At 62.1% G+C, this 14,600-nt stretch carries 13 protein-coding genes; 1 reads left to right on the forward strand and 12 read right to left on the reverse strand.

All coding sequences use genetic code 11. The features are described 5' to 3' along the window. Positions 1-139: 139 nt before the first annotated feature. Together ACSFE6_RS22620 and ACSFE6_RS22625 are read right to left on the reverse strand one after the other, a co-directional pair. Complete coding sequence (locus ACSFE6_RS22620; RefSeq protein ID WP_034148850.1) at positions 140-907, reverse strand: SDR family oxidoreductase; 768 nt, start codon at positions 905-907, stop codon at positions 140-142. A gap of 45 nt (positions 908-952) precedes the next feature. Continuing rightward, entirely contained in the window at positions 953-2,020 is a 1,068-nt protein-coding gene (locus tag ACSFE6_RS22625) for a phosphotransferase family protein (RefSeq protein ID WP_435429662.1), read from the reverse strand. A gap of 191 nt (positions 2,021-2,211) precedes the next feature. On the opposite strand from ACSFE6_RS22625, the gene ACSFE6_RS22630 reads away from it, so the two are divergent. Continuing rightward, the gene (locus ACSFE6_RS22630) at positions 2,212-2,607 is read left to right on the forward strand and encodes a DUF4280 domain-containing protein (RefSeq protein ID WP_435429663.1); all 396 of its coding nucleotides are present in this window, start codon (positions 2,212-2,214) and stop codon (positions 2,605-2,607) included. 166 nt (positions 2,608-2,773) lie between these two features. Here the strand turns inward: ACSFE6_RS22630 and ACSFE6_RS22635 are convergent, their stop codons facing one another. From ACSFE6_RS22635 to tssC, 10 genes are all read right to left on the reverse strand, one after another. Then, entirely contained in the window at positions 2,774-3,316 is a 543-nt protein-coding gene (locus ACSFE6_RS22635; protein ID WP_435429664.1) for a toxin-antitoxin system YwqK family antitoxin, read from the reverse strand. A 12-nt stretch (positions 3,317-3,328) separates the two neighbouring features. Continuing rightward, a complete protein-coding gene (gene tssI / locus ACSFE6_RS22640; RefSeq protein ID WP_435429665.1) occupies positions 3,329-5,338 on the reverse strand; it encodes a type VI secretion system tip protein TssI/VgrG in 2,010 nt (669 codons plus the stop codon). Positions 5,339-5,378: 40 nt separating this feature from the next. After that, positions 5,379-5,918, reverse strand: a complete 540-nt coding sequence (locus ACSFE6_RS22645) for a hypothetical protein (protein ID WP_435429666.1) — start codon at positions 5,916-5,918, stop codon at positions 5,379-5,381. A gap of 73 nt (positions 5,919-5,991) precedes the next feature. After that, positions 5,992-6,585 carry a hypothetical protein gene (locus ACSFE6_RS22650; protein ID WP_435429667.1) on the reverse strand — a complete coding sequence of 198 codons (594 nt, stop codon included), beginning with the start codon at positions 6,583-6,585 and terminating at the stop codon, positions 5,992-5,994. 46 nt (positions 6,586-6,631) lie between these two features. Continuing rightward, a complete protein-coding gene (tssH, locus tag ACSFE6_RS22655) occupies positions 6,632-9,175 on the reverse strand; it encodes a type VI secretion system ATPase TssH (protein ID WP_435429668.1) in 2,544 nt (847 codons plus the stop codon). A 2-nt stretch (positions 9,176-9,177) separates the two neighbouring features. Beyond that, positions 9,178-10,203, reverse strand: a complete 1,026-nt coding sequence (tssG, locus tag ACSFE6_RS22660) for a type VI secretion system baseplate subunit TssG (protein WP_435429669.1) — start codon at positions 10,201-10,203, stop codon at positions 9,178-9,180. Beyond that, positions 10,167-11,957 (reverse strand): type VI secretion system baseplate subunit TssF, encoded by a 1,791-nt coding sequence (gene tssF / locus ACSFE6_RS22665; protein ID WP_435429670.1) that lies wholly within the window; start codon positions 11,955-11,957, stop codon positions 10,167-10,169. Before tssF ends, tssG begins: the two co-directional genes overlap by 37 nt. Beyond that, the gene (gene tssE, locus ACSFE6_RS22670; protein ID WP_435429671.1) at positions 11,941-12,384 is read right to left on the reverse strand and encodes a type VI secretion system baseplate subunit TssE; all 444 of its coding nucleotides are present in this window, start codon (positions 12,382-12,384) and stop codon (positions 11,941-11,943) included. Before tssE ends, tssF begins: the two co-directional genes overlap by 17 nt. A gap of 15 nt (positions 12,385-12,399) precedes the next feature. Next, complete coding sequence (locus ACSFE6_RS22675) at positions 12,400-12,897, reverse strand: Hcp family type VI secretion system effector (RefSeq protein WP_435429672.1); 498 nt, start codon at positions 12,895-12,897, stop codon at positions 12,400-12,402. Positions 12,898-13,116: 219 nt separating this feature from the next. Next, a complete protein-coding gene (gene tssC, locus ACSFE6_RS22680) occupies positions 13,117-14,598 on the reverse strand; it encodes a type VI secretion system contractile sheath large subunit (protein ID WP_435429673.1) in 1,482 nt (493 codons plus the stop codon). Positions 14,599-14,600 lie beyond the last annotated feature (2 nt).

The following is a 14,600-nucleotide window of genomic DNA, read 5'->3' on the forward strand; positions in this document are numbered from 1 at the left end:
CCCCCCCCCCCCCCCCCCCCTCGAGAACCCACTCCCCCCCCCCCCCCCCCCCCCCCCCCCCCTCCCCCCCCCCCCTCCCCCCCCCCCCCCCCCCCCCCCCCCCCCCCCCCCCCCCCCTACAGGGCTTCAGTGGCATGGATCAGGACAGGAAGCCACCATCCACGTTCAGTGAAACGCCGGTGGTGTAGCTCGATGCGTCGCTGGCCAGATACAGCACCGCGCCGGCCATTTCGCTCGGGTCCGCCACACGCTTGAGCGGGATCTGCGCCAGCGCGGTGTTGAGGATGGCCTCGTTCTTGACCAGTGCCGAAGCGAACTTGGTGTCGGTCAGGCCCGGCAGCAGGGCGTTGCAGCGGATGCCGAACTGTGCGCATTCCTTGGCGAACACCTTGGTCATGTTGATCACGGCGGCCTTGGTCACCGAGTAGATGCCCTGGAACACGCCCGGCGACACGCCGTTGATCGAAGCGACGTTGATGATGCTGCCGCCGCCGTTCTCGCGCATCAGCTTGCCGGCTTCCACCGACATGAAGAAATAGCCGCGGATGTTGACGTCGACGGTCTTCTGGAACGCGCCGAGGTCGGTGTCCAGCACGTTGCAGAACTGCGGGTTGGTCGCCGCGTTGTTGACCAGGATATCCAGGCGTCCGAACTGTTCCTTGATGCCGGCGAAGACCTGGCTGATCTGTTCCATTTCACCGATATGGCATGCAATGGCGGTGGCTTTGCCACCGGCGGCGATGATCGCGTCGGCCACGTGCTGGCAACCGTCGAGCTTGCGGCTCGAAACGATCACATGGGCGCCTTGCTGCGCCAGCAGTTTGGCGATGGCTTCACCGATGCCGCGGCTGGCGCCGGAAACGAAAGCGATCTTGCCGTCGAGGTCGAACAACTGGGTCTTGGACATGGGTTTCCCTTATTGAAGAGTGTTGTTATGGGGCCGTTGGCGTCGTCAGAGATCGGATTTCTGGATGACTTGCAGGCTCATCTGCTCCAGCAGTTTGTTCATGTGAATGAACTGCGCGAAGCGTTTGTCCTGGGTCTGGCCATGGTAGAAGCGGTAGTAGATCTGCTGCACGATGCCGGCCAGGCGGAACAGGCCGTAGGTGTAGTAGAAGTCGAAATTGTCGATTTCGATGCCGGAACGCTGGGCGTAGTAGTCGACGAACTCGCGGCGGGTCAGCATGCCTGGGGCATGGCTGGGCTGGCGGCGCATCAGTTGCACCGGTGCCGGGTCACCGGCTTCGATCCAGTAGGCGAGGGTATTACCGAGATCCATCAGCGGATCGCCCAGGGTGGTCAGTTCCCAATCGAGCACGCCGATGATCTGCATCGGGTTGTTCGGGTCGAGGATCACGTTGTCGAAGCGGTAGTCGTTGTGCACGATGCTGGAGGTCGGGTGATCGGCCGGCATCTTGTCGTTGAGCCAGGCTTTGACCGCTTCCCACTGCGGCGCGTCCGGGGTCAGGGCTTTCTCGTAGCGATCGCTCCAGCCTTTGATCTGCCGTGCCACGTAACCTTCGGGCTTGCCGAGGTCACCCAGGCCATAGGCGTTGTAGTCGACCCGGTGCAGTTCGACGAACTTGTCGATGAAGCTCTTGCACAGCGCTTCTGTTTTCGCTGAATCGAGCCCCAGTTCCGTTGGCAGTTCCGAGCGCAGGATGATGCCCTTGACCCGTTCCATCACGTAGAACTCGGCACCGATCACCGACTCATCGGTGCAGTGCACGTAGGCTTTGGGGCAATACGGAAAGCCGTCGCGCAGTTGATTGAGGATGCGGAACTCACGGCCCATGTCATGGGCGGACTTGGCCTTGTGGCCGAAGGGCGGCCGACGCAGGACGAACTCCTGTTCGGGGTATTCGAGCAAATAGGTCAGGTTCGAGGCGCCACCCGGAAACTGGCTGATCTGCGGCAAACCCGTGAGGCCGGGAATGTGCGCCTTGAGGTATGGATCGATCAGGCTGGCATCGAGTTCTTCGCCGGAGCGGATACGGGTGGACTGGTCAGTAAGCGCCATGCTTATCCCTTCTGCTTATTTTGGAGGCCAGACATCATTGGCTAATCTAATGGCGCGCCTTGGGCGCCACAAGTGCGAGGCGGTCTTATAGGTTAGCGTGTTGCCGGATAATCAGTGTTCCTGATGTGTGAGAAACACATGGGCGGACTATGGTTCTAAAGTGCCGATGGTATCCAGGACGGAGGTGTGAAATGGGTTGTCCGCAAGTCTGCGCCAGCGCCACTCTGCAATGCAGTTTCGGTGTAGCGCCGGCGGTGCTCAACGTGCTGCCGGTGAACCGCACGCTGGCGGGCGGCCTGCCGGCGGCGAACATCATGGACCACATACCGCTGGTGAATGTCACCACGTTCGGCATGTGCACGAGCCTGGCCAACCCGACGGTCGCCGCTGCCACGGCCGCCGCACTGGGCGTGCTGACACCGATGCCGTGCATTCCCGCCACGGCAACGCCCTGGATCCCGGGAGGCCCGCCGACCGTATTGCTGGGCGGCATGCCGGCCCTGGATGCCAACAGCACCCTGATGTGCAACTGGGCCGGGGTGATCAAGATCGTCATGCCGGGGCAGATGCAGATGCTCATTCCCTGAGCATTTGATAAAAGGCGGATTTTGCGACAGTCAAAAATCTAATTGTGGGAGCGAGCCTGCTCGCGAAGGCGGAGTGTCATTCGGCAGAAGTGTTGACGGGTAGGCCCCTTTCGCGAGCAGGCTCGCTCCCACGGGGACCTGGGTCGGCACAGGCAGCCCGACAGCCTCAGGTCCGGGCTGGATCGTTCCAGCGCTGAAACCACCAGCGCACCCTTGAAATCGGCTTGCCCTCGACGTCCAGTGGTCGGCCGTCACTGGCGTACCCTTGTTCCGGCTCAAGCAGTTGCCCGTTGAGATAGTGGGCTTGCACCGCGGGTTTGCCATTGGGATGAAAACGCTGATAACGCCCCTCGCGCACGCCATCACGGTAGAGCTCGGCTTCAGCCACTTGCCCGTCGGGGAAGAAATTCAATGCTTCGCCATGCAGCAACCCGCGCCGGTAAGTGGCCTTGCGCTGCAGCCAGCCTTCGGGCGCGTAGAAACTGGCGACGCCTTGCAGTTTGTCCTGCACGAAAGGCAGTTGTGCCGAAGGTTTGCCATTAGGGTGATAGAGCAGCGTCGTACCTTGCAGCTCGCCCTGGCGGTACTGCAAATCGGCCTGGGCGCGACCATCGTTCTTGATATGCAGCGGACCGTCGAGTTGTCCGTCGAGCAGGCGACCTTCGAGCTGTTTATCGTTCTGCTGCACATTCAGCGGCGTTGTGGCCATGGGCACCTTCCGTCAGTTGACTTGCACCAGACCGCCCTTGATGGTCAGCATGCCGCCACCATCCACGGTCTGGGAAGCCGCGGCCTTGTTGGTCAGGCTGATACCGGCATCATTGGTCAGGGTGGTGCCGGCCTTGTTTTCCAGCGATGTTCCGGCCTGGTTGCTCAATGACGTCCCGGCTTTCTGACTGAGCGACGTGCTGGCCTGGGTCGCCAGGTCCGCACCGCTCTTGATTGCGAAACTGCCGCCGCTTTGCAGGGTCAGGGTGCCGGTCACCTTGATGGTCAGGTTGCCGTCCACCGTCAGGTTGTAGTCGCCGGTGACCTTGTGCTCGTAATTGCCGCCGGTGCTGTGGTTCTGGTCAGCACCGACCTTCACCGTGCGGCTGTCCTTGACGTCGAGGCTGTCGGTACCAGTCTGGATCGTCACGCTACGGTTGCCTTTCTCCAGGGTCACGGTTTCGTCACCGTCCTTCACGGTCCGCGTACGCGCGTTTTGCACCGTGAGGGTTTCGTCGTGACCGACGGTGGCGGTGGTGTCGTTGAGTACCTTGATCGTCAGGTCTTTCTGCGCCTGCAAGAACACTTCCTCGGCGTCTTTCTTGTCCTCGAAACGCAATTCGTTGAACCCGCCACCGCCCTTGGACGACTGGGTCTTGATCCCCGATTGCGTCTGATTGGCGGGCAAGGCATAGGGCAGGGCGTTGTCGCCGTTGTAGACACAACCGGTCACCAGTGGCCGATCGGGATCGCCGTCGATGAAGGTCACGATCACCTCCTGGCCGATGCGCGGAACGAATTGCATGCCGAAGCCCTTGCCGCTCCAGGGCAGCACCACCCGCACCCAGCAAGAGCTTGTCTCATCGTTTTTGCCGTCGCGATCCCAGGGAAACTGCAACTTGATACGGCCGTATTCATCGGTCCAGATTTCCTCGCCGGACTTGCCCACCACAACCGCCGTCTGCGGATGCATCCGTGGCTTGCCCGTGGTGCGCGACGGACGAAACGGCGTGGCCTTGGGGATGGCTTCGAAACGGTTGCGGTAGTGTTCATGGCTGACGTCTTGGGTTACCCGGGTCACCACCCAGTCGATGTTCAGCGCCGCATCCTCATGGCCGACGAGGGTGAACCAATGCCCCGGAATCAACCAGCGGCAGTCGCTTTCGCCGACAAATCGCTTCTCTTCACTGCGCAATCCGTCCACCCGTTGCTTGGTCAGCGCATCGCCACGGGCCTTGGCGGTGTAACCACCGGGATGTTCATACACCGAGCGGGGTCCGGCCACGGCTTCGGCCTGGGCGTACAGCGACGTCGTCGGTGTGGTGAACTCGTAGTCCGTCGCTCGATACACCCCGGCCACCGCTTGCACACAGACCTGGCCTGCGCGAATGCCGTGCAGCTCGCGTTCGCCCAGTTGCTGGCCGAGGTAATTGACCTTGGGGCCGTTGGGAATCGGCACGAACGCATCGTTACTGTCCCCCAGCACCAGGGTGTGCTTGCCGTCTTCATGGGTGAAAAACCAGAAGATCCCTTCGTCCTCCAGCAGCCGCGAGATAAAACTGAAATCGCTCTCGCCGTACTGCACGCAATACTCCCGAGGGGTGTAACTGCCAGTGAGCGTGAGCTTGTAATCGGTGAAACCGTGGGCCTTGAAAATCGTGGTGACGATGTCCGAGGTGCTGAGGTTCTGGAACACCCGGTTGTTGCTGGCCAGGGTCAGCCACCAGAGCCAGGGTCTTAAAACCAGCTGATAGCGCTCGGCGGTGGCGTCGGCGGGGAGTTGGCGGATCTCGGCGACCAGTGCGTCCAGCGGCCGCGTCTGGGCATCGTTGTGCAGGGTAACGGTGACGTGGCTGGCGATGGCCGGGCTCAGGGCGAGAGAAGCGCCGTCGTTGAGACCGTTGAGGGTGTGTGCCCCGAGTGAGTTGAGCGCTTCCTCGCCGGACAGCGACTCAGGGTAAAGCGCCGACAGAGAGGGGGCGGTGAGTGAGAGGGTGGTGTTGCTGTCGGTGGTGCGGGGCATGAGGCTTCCTTCGTTGACCGGTCAGCATTGAACTGGCGGCTCAGTAAATATTTGCGACGTTCAGGCAACTGCTGCACGGCGTCAGATACGAACCGTATTGATCGCCGACGGCAACGTAGGATCGAAGGACGGCCTCATCATCGGAGTTGGGGAATCCGTAGAGAGACAGCTGCAATACGTCATCGCCAAAGGTATGCAAGGCACTGACGATCTTTTTCTCGGCGCAACCCGGATTAGGGTATTTGCTCATTTCTTTCAAAGTGGTGGTACAGGCGTAAATACCCGATTCGAAAGAGTACCCGGCTTGCTTCACCGCGAACTGGGTCACCTTGTGCAACCACTTGGTCACACCAAAACCACCAGCGATCGTCTTGATATTTTTTTGCAGGTCGGGTGAAACAGCGACGTACCAGTATTTGGCTCGCGAATAACACACCGCGATTACTCCGGGCTTGGTCACACCGTTGAGTTTCAACAATCCTGCGAGCGCCACGGCCACTTCGTAGGACTCATCATCCGGGCCATAGAGTCCGCCGTAATGTCGGCTGAGCAGGTCTTTCGTGGTGTTGGCGAGTGGCATGATCAGCTCCTTGTCTTGAGTGGACAGACTGACGGCTTTTGACCGGGATCAGGTGCGTTGCATCAGGCTTCAGCTAACCGCGATGGTTGAAGAGCTCGAGGTTTTTGATGAGTTCTTCCAGCATCTTCTGAATCTCCGGACCGTCAGCAGGTTGTCCGTGCTTGTAGACCATGAAATCGCCGGGAACCAGAATGCGGGGGGCCTTGAGATTGACGGTTCCCTCCAGGTCGACGTCGAGCCCTTTGATTGGGAATCCGGTGATGATTGGAGGCTTTATGCCCAGGACCAGGAAATTTTCCCGAGCGGTTTTCTGACTGAGTTCCTTGGCCAGCAGGTCGGATTGGCAAGTCAGAATAATCGCTACTTCTGCCTTGGGGTGGCGGCTCAGGGCACCCTGGTATTTCTCCAGGGCAGGGCGGGTAGCTCCGTTGTCGTAGGCCCAGCGTTTCTCTCCCAGGAATCCGAATATCTCGACGTGAGGATCCAGTACGGGGGAAGAAAGTTGCTGGCGCAGACTTTTTATTTCGGCTTCCCGCTCATCATCGATGACTCGGAAATTGGGGTGTTTGATCCGGTCGAACGCATAAATCTTCGGCGTTGATTTATAGGAAAAATACCGTCTGCCGGTATACGTGAAGGCGCTCCTGGTAAATGCCCTTGAGAACATGGTCTTAACGTCCTTTTATCCTTAACAGCCATAGTGATCGTGGGAGTCACTCCAACACCCACTCCGCCAACTTTCCCGTCACCTGCGTCATCAACACATTCTCGATATCCCGCGCCCCGGCCGCACTGCATTTGGCCAGCACTGCCTGCACAATCCCGGGATCAAAATCAAAGTGCTTGCCGGTCGCTGCCTTGTAGCGGCCACGCAGTTTCTCCAGCTTCGCCAGCACGATGCCTTCCAGCGTGGCCTCATCCAGCGGCCGATACGCCACCACGGTCATGCGTGCCAGAAACGCCGGGCGAAAGGCTTGCAGCAATACCTTGTGCAGGGCTTCGTTGCAGGCGTCGGTGCCGAGTTGCGCCACCGGTGTGTCGAGCAGCAACTCAGCGCCCACGTTGCTGGTGGCGAGCATCACGGTGTTCTTGAAGTCCACCACCAGACCGGTACCGTCTTCCATCACGCCTTTGTCGAACACGTTGTAAAAGGCTTCGAGTACGTCCGGGTGAGCCTTTTCGATTTCGTCCAGCAGCACCACGGAATAAGGTTTGCGCCGCACCGCCTCGGTGAGCACGCCGCCACTGCCGTAGCCGACGTATCCGGGCGGTGCGCCTTTGAGCTGGCTGACGGTGTGGGCTTCCTGGTATTCCGAGAGGTTGATGCTGATCAGGTTGCGTTCGCCGCCGTACAGCGCATCGGCCAAGGCGTAGGCGGTTTCGGTTTTGCCGACGCCGGTGGGGCCGACGAGCAGGAACACACCCACCGGTTTCTGCGGGTCGGTGAGCCCGGCACGATAGGCTTGCAGGCGTTGCGCGATGGTGTTCAGCGCGATGCTCTGGCCCATCACCCGCAGGCCCATGCGCTGGCCGACGGTGCGCACGGCGTGGGCTTCGTCGGCGAGCATCTTGCCCACCGGTATGCCGGTCCAGCCGGCGATCACCGCCGCCACGGTTTTGGTGTCGACCTGTTCCGGCACCAGCGGATCGTCCTGGCGAATAGCGTCGAGCCCGGCTTCCAGGCGCAGCAGTTCGGCGGCCAGGTGGTCGATGCGGGTGTCGATGGCCTCATCGGGTTTGTCGCTGTCGGCACGTTCGCTCAAGGCCAGCAGTTCACGGCGGGTGTCCAGCAGCTCACGCACCGCGACCCGTTCTTCGCCCCAGCGGGTTTCCAGTTCGCGGATGGCCTGTTCGTTGCTCACCGATTCGCTTTCCAGCCCGGTGATGCGTTCGCGATGATCGAGCCCGGTGGCCTGTTCCCGGCGCAGGCGTTCGACCTCGTCCTTCAGGCTTTGCTGACGGTGACGCAGGCTTTCCAGTGGCGGCGGTACGTCGTGCTGGCCGAGGGCGACCCGGGCGCAGGCGGTGTCGAGCACGCTGATGGCCTTGTCCGGCAACTGGCGCCCGGAGATGTAGCGGTGGGAAAGCTTCACGGCTTCGTGAATCGCCGCATCCAGCACCTGCACGCCATGGTGCTGCTCCAGTTTCGCGGCAACCCCGCGGAGCATTTCCACGGCCGTGGTTTCGTCCGGCTCTTCCACCTGTACCAATTGAAAACGGCGGGCGAGAGCCGGGTCTTTCTCGAAGTATTTTTTGTATTCCAGCCAGGTGGTCGCCGCGAGGGTGCGCAGTTCGCCACGGGCCAGCGCCGGTTTGAGCAGGTTGGCCGCGTCACTGCCACCTTCGGCACCCCCGGCGCCAATCAGTGTGTGGGCTTCGTCGATAAACAGAATGATCGGTTTTTCAGCGCTGCGAACCGCATCGATCACACCCTTGAGTCGTTGTTCAAACTCGCCTTTGACCCCGGCGCCGGCCTGCAACAGGCCCAGGTCCAGCACCCGCAAGGTAACGTCCTGCAGTGACGGCGGTACGTCTGCGGCGGCGATGCGCAAGGCCAGCCCTTCGACCACCGCGGTCTTGCCCACGCCCGGGGCGCCGACCAGGATCGGATTGTTCTGCCGGCGCCGCAGCAGAATGTCGATGCACTGGCGGATCTCGCCATCGCGCCCGACGATCGGGTCGATGCGTCCGGCACGGGCATCGGCGGTCAGGTCCTGGGTGTACTGATCGAGCACCGGGTCCTGTTTGGGTTGCGCGCTGTCCTTGGCGACAGGGCGTACACCGCCGACATGTTCACGGGATTGTTCTGTCCACTCCAGCAGGTTGGCGCGCAGGGCTTCACGGGGAATGCGCAGCAGCGATGACGCACTGTTGAGCAGCAGGCTGCGGCGTTCGTCGCGGTCGATCAGCGCCAGCAACATCAGGCCGGAGCGGATGCTCTCCAGGCCCAGCACACTGGCCTGGACCACGGCGTCTTCGAGCAGGCCGAGGGTGTGGGTCGAGATCGCCGGCGTGCGGGTGCTGCCGGATTTGAATAGCTCCAGTGCCTTGTTGATTTCGGCGCTCAGGGCGTCGCGCTCCAGGCCGAATCGCGGCAGCAGGCAGGCGAAATCTCCGCCCTCAATGTCCAGCAGCTCCAGCAACAGGTGCTCGATTTCGACGTAGTGATGACCCCGTTGCAGGCAACGTTGCGCGGCGCGTTCGAGGGCGCGGCGGCTGTCCGGGTTGAGGCGTCCGATCAGGCTGGCCAGTTCCATGTTCAGGTGATCTCCGGCTGACGAAGGCGGGTTTCGATCCGCTGTACGGCGAGGCTGGCCTGGCGATGCAAACCGCCGTTCCAGCTAAGCATCGGCGCCGTGTCGCGACCGAGTTTCAGCGGCCCGGCCCCACGCACCAGCAGCACCAGTGTGATGTCCAGGTCCGGGCCAAAATACAAGGCGCCGAGGCTGGCCAATGCCGGGTGCGCTTCGCCGTCCGGGAGAAAGCGAGCCGCTTGCGCAGAATTCAGCGGGCCAAGGGTGAGGCGGATGCCGGCGTGTTCATCCCAGACCCGCGTACCGGCCACGGCGCTGCGCCCCAATTGCAGATTGCGGCCTCCGGGTTGCAGGCGGCTACGGCTGGCGGGCGGTATGTCGCGCCAGGCCCCTACATAGGCGTGCAGGTGTACCGGCAGTTCGAACTGCTCGCGCACGATGGCGGCGAAACCGGCCAGTGAGCGGCGTCCATCGGCGAACAAGGCCGTGCACGCCAGCACGGCACTGTCGGGTATGGCCTGACGCTCCTGCAAGGCCTTGGGCAGCAAACCGGTGAGGGCCCGTAGTTGCCCATGGACCGCCGAGGCACCGGGCGGGGTGAAGCCCACGGCGATCCGGTGCTTGCGCATCACCTTGTACAGCAGGCTCAACAACCGATGCTGGAACAGATCGAGAAACTCGGCGGGCGCGTGGTCACGGACCCTGGCCCGTTGCTGCAACCATTCCTGATAAGCGTAGGGCAGGGGGCCGTCGGGTCCGCCGAGGCCAAACACCGGCGTGCTGAGCACCGGGCGTTCGCCGGGGGCTTGGCTCAGGCTTTCGACCTGACTGGCGGCGAACAGCGGCGTTAACGGACCACGTAGATGCAAGGCTTCGGCCTGGGGCGCGCTGCCGCTGCCCAGGGAGGCGGCTTGCGGATGTTCGCGCTCCAGCAGCAGCAAGGCTTGCAGCAACTCGAACGCCTGCGGATCGCGGCGTAAGCGTTGGCTCAGGCTCAGAGCGACAGAGGCATGCCGGCTTGGGGTTGCCATGCCTTGACCTCCTTGTCGGACTGCACCAGTACCGTACGCACGAAGCGGTTAGCCGTGGCATACAGGGAAAAGAACTGCGCCAGCACCGCCGAAAACAGCACGGCGCTGCTGCCGACGAAATGCTGCGGGTCAAGCTGCAGGCGCACCTCCAAGCCATTGCGCCAACCGCGCCAGGCATCTTCGCCAACATGAGCGATCACTCGTTCGCACCCCAGGCCCAGCAGGCCCTGGATCTGACGCAACGCCGAGGCTTCATCGCGCAGGTTATGCAGTTGGAGGATCTCCTTGAGCGCCTCCAGTGCCTGCGGCCCTTCGACCAGGGACAAATGATTGAGGGTCAATTGCGACACCAGCCGCCAGCGCGACTCACCGTCCAGTTGCGGCAGGCTCTGGGCACTGGGCGGATTGCGCAAACGCGCCCAGGCCACCGGCCCCGGCCGTTCGAACCCCAGGGGAGTGCCGGCCGGCAGGCTTTGTGCCAGGTGTCGATTGGTGCAGAGCAATTCAGCGGTCAGGCTGTAGTCGAACAGATCGGTCAAAGGGTTGAGGCGCGCGTCCACCAGACTCACCAGCACATCACTGCCCAAGCGATTGGGGGTCAATGCATTGACCCGTCGCGCATGCCAGTAGCGTTGTTCATTTCCACCGTGCTGCCGGCCGTAATAGGCGGGCACGCGGCGCACACCCTGGGCCGAGCTTGCGCGCACGGTGCGGATACTATGGATCTCGACGCTGTTTTCCCGGTGGCTGTCAGCGACCATACGGTACTCACTGCGGGTACCGTCCGGGCGCAGTGGCTCCGAGGTGCGTGGAAACAGGTTGATGACTGGCGTGCAGCCCAGGACGATGTCGCTGGCCTGAAGCGGCAGGCGACTGGCCGGGGCACGATCGAAGACGATGTACAACAACAGCGTTTGGTCGTTGCTGGTGGCACCGGCCAGCGGCAAATCGAAGAAGTTGAATTTCTCCGGGAAGGCAAAATATTCCGCCAGCAGACGCATGCCGGGGTGAATACCGTCTTCATCGGGCAGCAGCACTTCATCATTGGCGAAACCGACGATGTTCGGCAGACCGTTCAAGGCTTTCGGCACGCTACCCGCCGGACCCGCCAGGACCCTTACCGCATGGGCGCCGAGCAGGTCGTACAGGCAGGCGTTGGTCACCGGCGAGGCGGCCAGGTGCACGCGCAAGCGGTCGATGGCCAGTTCATCCCAGCGGGTATCCCCCAGGCAGCGCAGGCTCAGGCGCAGCGCCGAGCGGGCCTCGCTGACACCGGTCAACGCCTGGGCTTCGTCGCTGCCGAGCAACAAGGCTTCGGTGATTTCCACCGGCCACAGGTGCACCGCGGCACTGGTGCGAAAGTGGATGCTTTCCCCCTTGCTGGTGGTGACGAACAACGGTGTATCCCGGGGTAGCGGATAACCGCCGTCGAGGTTGCCTTTGCTCGGGTCGGGCTCGAACTGCACGATCGCGCAAGACGGCAGTGGGCGCATGGCCAATGGATAGAGCTGCTCCAACAGCGCGTCGCTGAACTCAGCGTAATCGTCATCGAGCCGTCGCTGCAAGCGCGCCGCCAACAATGCGAAGCCTTCCAGCAAACGTTCGACATGCGGGTCGGGACACTCGTCCGGGGACAGTTCCAGGCGTCGGGCGACCTTGGGGTAGCGTTCGGCGAACTGACTGCCGGCGTGCCGTAGCCAGGTCAGTTCGCGCTGGTAGTAGTCGAGCAGTTGCGGGTCAATCGAGTCGCTCATGGTGCACCTCCAGAGCCTCGCCGGCTTGCGCGATGACAAATGCCACCGGCCAGTGCTGTCGGCCGCTGCGCAATTGACCGAGCAGGCGAATGCTCAGTTGCTGGGGTTGCCCCGGGAGTGGATCGATCTGAACCTCGGCCAACAGCAGCCGTGGTTCGAAATGCTCAATGGCCGCACGGACTTCCCGCGCCAACTGACGACGGTCATCGCTGCGCTGCTGTTGCAGGGCGGTCCAGTCAGCGATGCCGTAGTCGAGGATGCTCGGCGGGGTGGTCAGCGTGTGAGGGCCGCGGCGGGTGTTGAACAGACGCAACAACTCCGTGTGCACCGAGTCGAGCAGGTCCTGGCGATCGAACACCTGCGCGGTATCCGCCTCGCTTGAGGCCAGGCGCTCGAACAGCGGGGGGAGAATGCCGGTGCCTGCCATGGCCGCCGCGTCCGCTTACTTGGCCAGCTTGTTGGCGGCCATGTCCCAGGTCGAGGCCGCCGTGCCTTCCTTGGTACCGTCGTCTTTCTGCGCCGTCAGCTCCCATTTGATTTTGGTGAAGTTCAACGACAGGGTTTCAACCGGTTTACCACCGGTGCCGCCGCTGACGCTGACGTTGGACAACACCACATTGGTCAGGGTGTAGGTGATGAAAGGCAACAGCTTGCCATCGCCTTCGGCGGCGTTGCGCCCGACGATGACCTTGGCTTCCGGGATCGGTTTGCCGGCGCAGCAGTACTCGTTGAGCGAGGGCGTCGAACTGTCGACGAACTTGGTCAGGGTGAACTCACCGATGTGCGGCTTGCCGGAAGTGCGCTCCGAGTTGCTCACGTCGTTGGTCACTTGCATCGCCACGTTATGGCTGTAGGACATGACTTCGATCTTGTCCGCGTAGCCTTCGAGCAGGCTGTCGCCTTTGATGTCGCCGCCGAGGTCGAGAATGATTGCATCCATCGCATGTAACTCCTGAAAGGTAGTCAATGGCAAAAATTGGCGCGAACTGTGTGGCGAGCGAGCTTGCTCGCGCTGGGCTGCGAAGCGGCCCCTGTTTCAAAAAAACCGGGGACTGCTGCGCAATCCAGCGGGAGCAAGCTCCCTCGCCACAGGTTCAGTGCAGCCACACAAGTTTCAGTGCAGTCACACAGGTTTCAGTGCTGCCACAAGTATCAGCGGTCAAGCCGCAACCGGTGGCGGCAGGGTCGCGACCAGGCGGATCGATGCGGTCAACTCTTCCAGCTGGAAGTGCGGCCGCAGGAACACCGTGGCCCGATAGGCACCCGGCTTGCCGGCGACTTCGGTGACGTCCACCCGCGCTTCACGCAACGGGTACTGCGCCTTGATCTCCTGGGGCGCGTTGTCGTTGATCAGCACGTAGTCGGCGATCCAGTTGTTGAGGTAGGTCTGGACGTTGTCGCGGGTCATGAAACTGCCGACCTTGTCGCGCATGATCACCTTCAGGTAATGGGCGAAGCGTGACGCGGCGAGCACGTACGGCAACATCGCCGAGATGCGCGCGTTGGCATTGGCTTCGTTGGTGTTGTAGACCTTTGATTTGTTGGTGGTCTGGCCGCCGAAGAACACCGCGATATCGCTGTTTTTCTTGTGGCACAGGGCGATGAAACCGAGATCGTTGAGCTCTTTTTCGCGACGGTCGGTGATGGCCACTTCCGTCGGGCATTTGAGCGACAGATCGCCTGAACTGGTGCGGAAGGTGTGTGCCGGCAAACCTTCTACCGCGCCGCCGCCCTCGGCGCCGCGAATCGCCGCGCACCAGCCGTATTTGGCAAAGGCTTCGGTGATCCGTTGCGACAGGGCCCAGGCGGCGTTGCCCCACAGGTATTTGCTGTGGTCGGTGCCGTTGACGTCTTCGACGTAGTTGATGCCTTCGACCGGTAACGTGTCTGGGCCATAGGGCAGGCGCAGCAGAAAGTGCGGCAGCACCAGCGACACGTAGCGCGAGTCTTCGCTCTCACGGAAGGAGCGCCACTTGATCAGTTCCTGGCTTTCGAAGACTTTCGACAGGTCCCGAGGTACGGCCAATTCGGTGAAGCTGTTCATGTCGAACAGCCGTGGACTGGCGGCGGCAATGAACGGCGCATGGGCCGCCGCCGCAACGTTCGAGAGTTTTTCCAGCAGGCCGATGTCCTGGGGATGCCGGCCAAAGGTGTAGTCACCCACCAGCAGGCTGAAGGGGTGCCCGCCGAAGGTGCCGTACTCCTCCTCGTAGATCTTCTTGAACAACGCGCTCTGGTCGAATTCGACGGCTTTTTCCAGGTCGCTCTGCAGCTCTTTCTGGGAGACGTTGAGCAAGCGCAGTTTCAACCGGGTGCTGGTTTCGGTGTTCTGCACCAACATGTGCAGGCCGCGCCAGGACGCTTCGAGTTTTTGCAGGTCCGGGTGATGCAGCACTTCGTTGAGCTGGGCGCTGATCAGCTCGTCGATCTGGCTGATGCGGTCGTTGATCATCGCCACGGTGTCCTTGTCGATGGCCATGCCTTCGTCGAGCACCTGGGTGGCGAACTCCGCGAGCATGTCGCGGGCGTAATCCTGCTGGCTGTCGTCATGGGCCATGCGGCCCTCGGCGATGATGCGGTCGAGCAGGGATAAAGTCTGGGTCGTACTGTCGCTGGCTTGGCTTGAGGCGGAGGCGGGCATGA

Source organism: Pseudomonas baetica (assembly GCF_051216495.1).
GTDB lineage: Bacteria > Pseudomonadota > Gammaproteobacteria > Pseudomonadales > Pseudomonadaceae > Aquipseudomonas > Aquipseudomonas baetica_B.

What these genes read in the sequence shown, in the direction of transcription:
- ACSFE6_RS22645 (WP_435429666.1), bottom strand. Translation starts at nt 5,918, where the DNA reads ATGCCACTCGCCAACACCACGAAAGACCTGCTCAGCCGACATTACGGC.
- ACSFE6_RS22625 (WP_435429662.1), bottom strand. Translation starts at nt 2,020, where the DNA reads ATGGCGCTTACTGACCAGTCCACCCGTATCCGCTCCGGCGAAGAACTC.
- ACSFE6_RS22635 (WP_435429664.1), bottom strand. Translation starts at nt 3,316, where the DNA reads ATGGCCACAACGCCGCTGAATGTGCAGCAGAACGATAAACAGCTCGAA.
- ACSFE6_RS22675 (WP_435429672.1), bottom strand. Translation starts at nt 12,897, where the DNA reads ATGGATGCAATCATTCTCGACCTCGGCGGCGACATCAAAGGCGACAGC.
- tssF (WP_435429670.1), bottom strand. Translation starts at nt 11,957, where the DNA reads ATGAGCGACTCGATTGACCCGCAACTGCTCGACTACTACCAGCGCGAA.
- tssC (WP_435429673.1), bottom strand. Translation starts at nt 14,598, where the DNA reads ATGCCCGCCTCCGCCTCAAGCCAAGCCAGCGACAGTACGACCCAGACT.
- tssH (WP_435429668.1), bottom strand. Translation starts at nt 9,175, where the DNA reads ATGGAACTGGCCAGCCTGATCGGACGCCTCAACCCGGACAGCCGCCGC.
- tssE (WP_435429671.1), bottom strand. Translation starts at nt 12,384, where the DNA reads ATGGCAGGCACCGGCATTCTCCCCCCGCTGTTCGAGCGCCTGGCCTCA.
- tssG (WP_435429669.1), bottom strand. Translation starts at nt 10,203, where the DNA reads ATGGCAACCCCAAGCCGGCATGCCTCTGTCGCTCTGAGCCTGAGCCAA.
- ACSFE6_RS22650 (WP_435429667.1), bottom strand. Translation starts at nt 6,585, where the DNA reads ATGTTCTCAAGGGCATTTACCAGGAGCGCCTTCACGTATACCGGCAGA.
- ACSFE6_RS22620 (WP_034148850.1), bottom strand. Translation starts at nt 907, where the DNA reads ATGTCCAAGACCCAGTTGTTCGACCTCGACGGCAAGATCGCTTTCGTT.
- ACSFE6_RS22630 (WP_435429663.1), top strand. Translation starts at nt 2,212, where the DNA reads ATGGGTTGTCCGCAAGTCTGCGCCAGCGCCACTCTGCAATGCAGTTTC.
- tssI (WP_435429665.1), bottom strand. Translation starts at nt 5,338, where the DNA reads ATGCCCCGCACCACCGACAGCAACACCACCCTCTCACTCACCGCCCCC.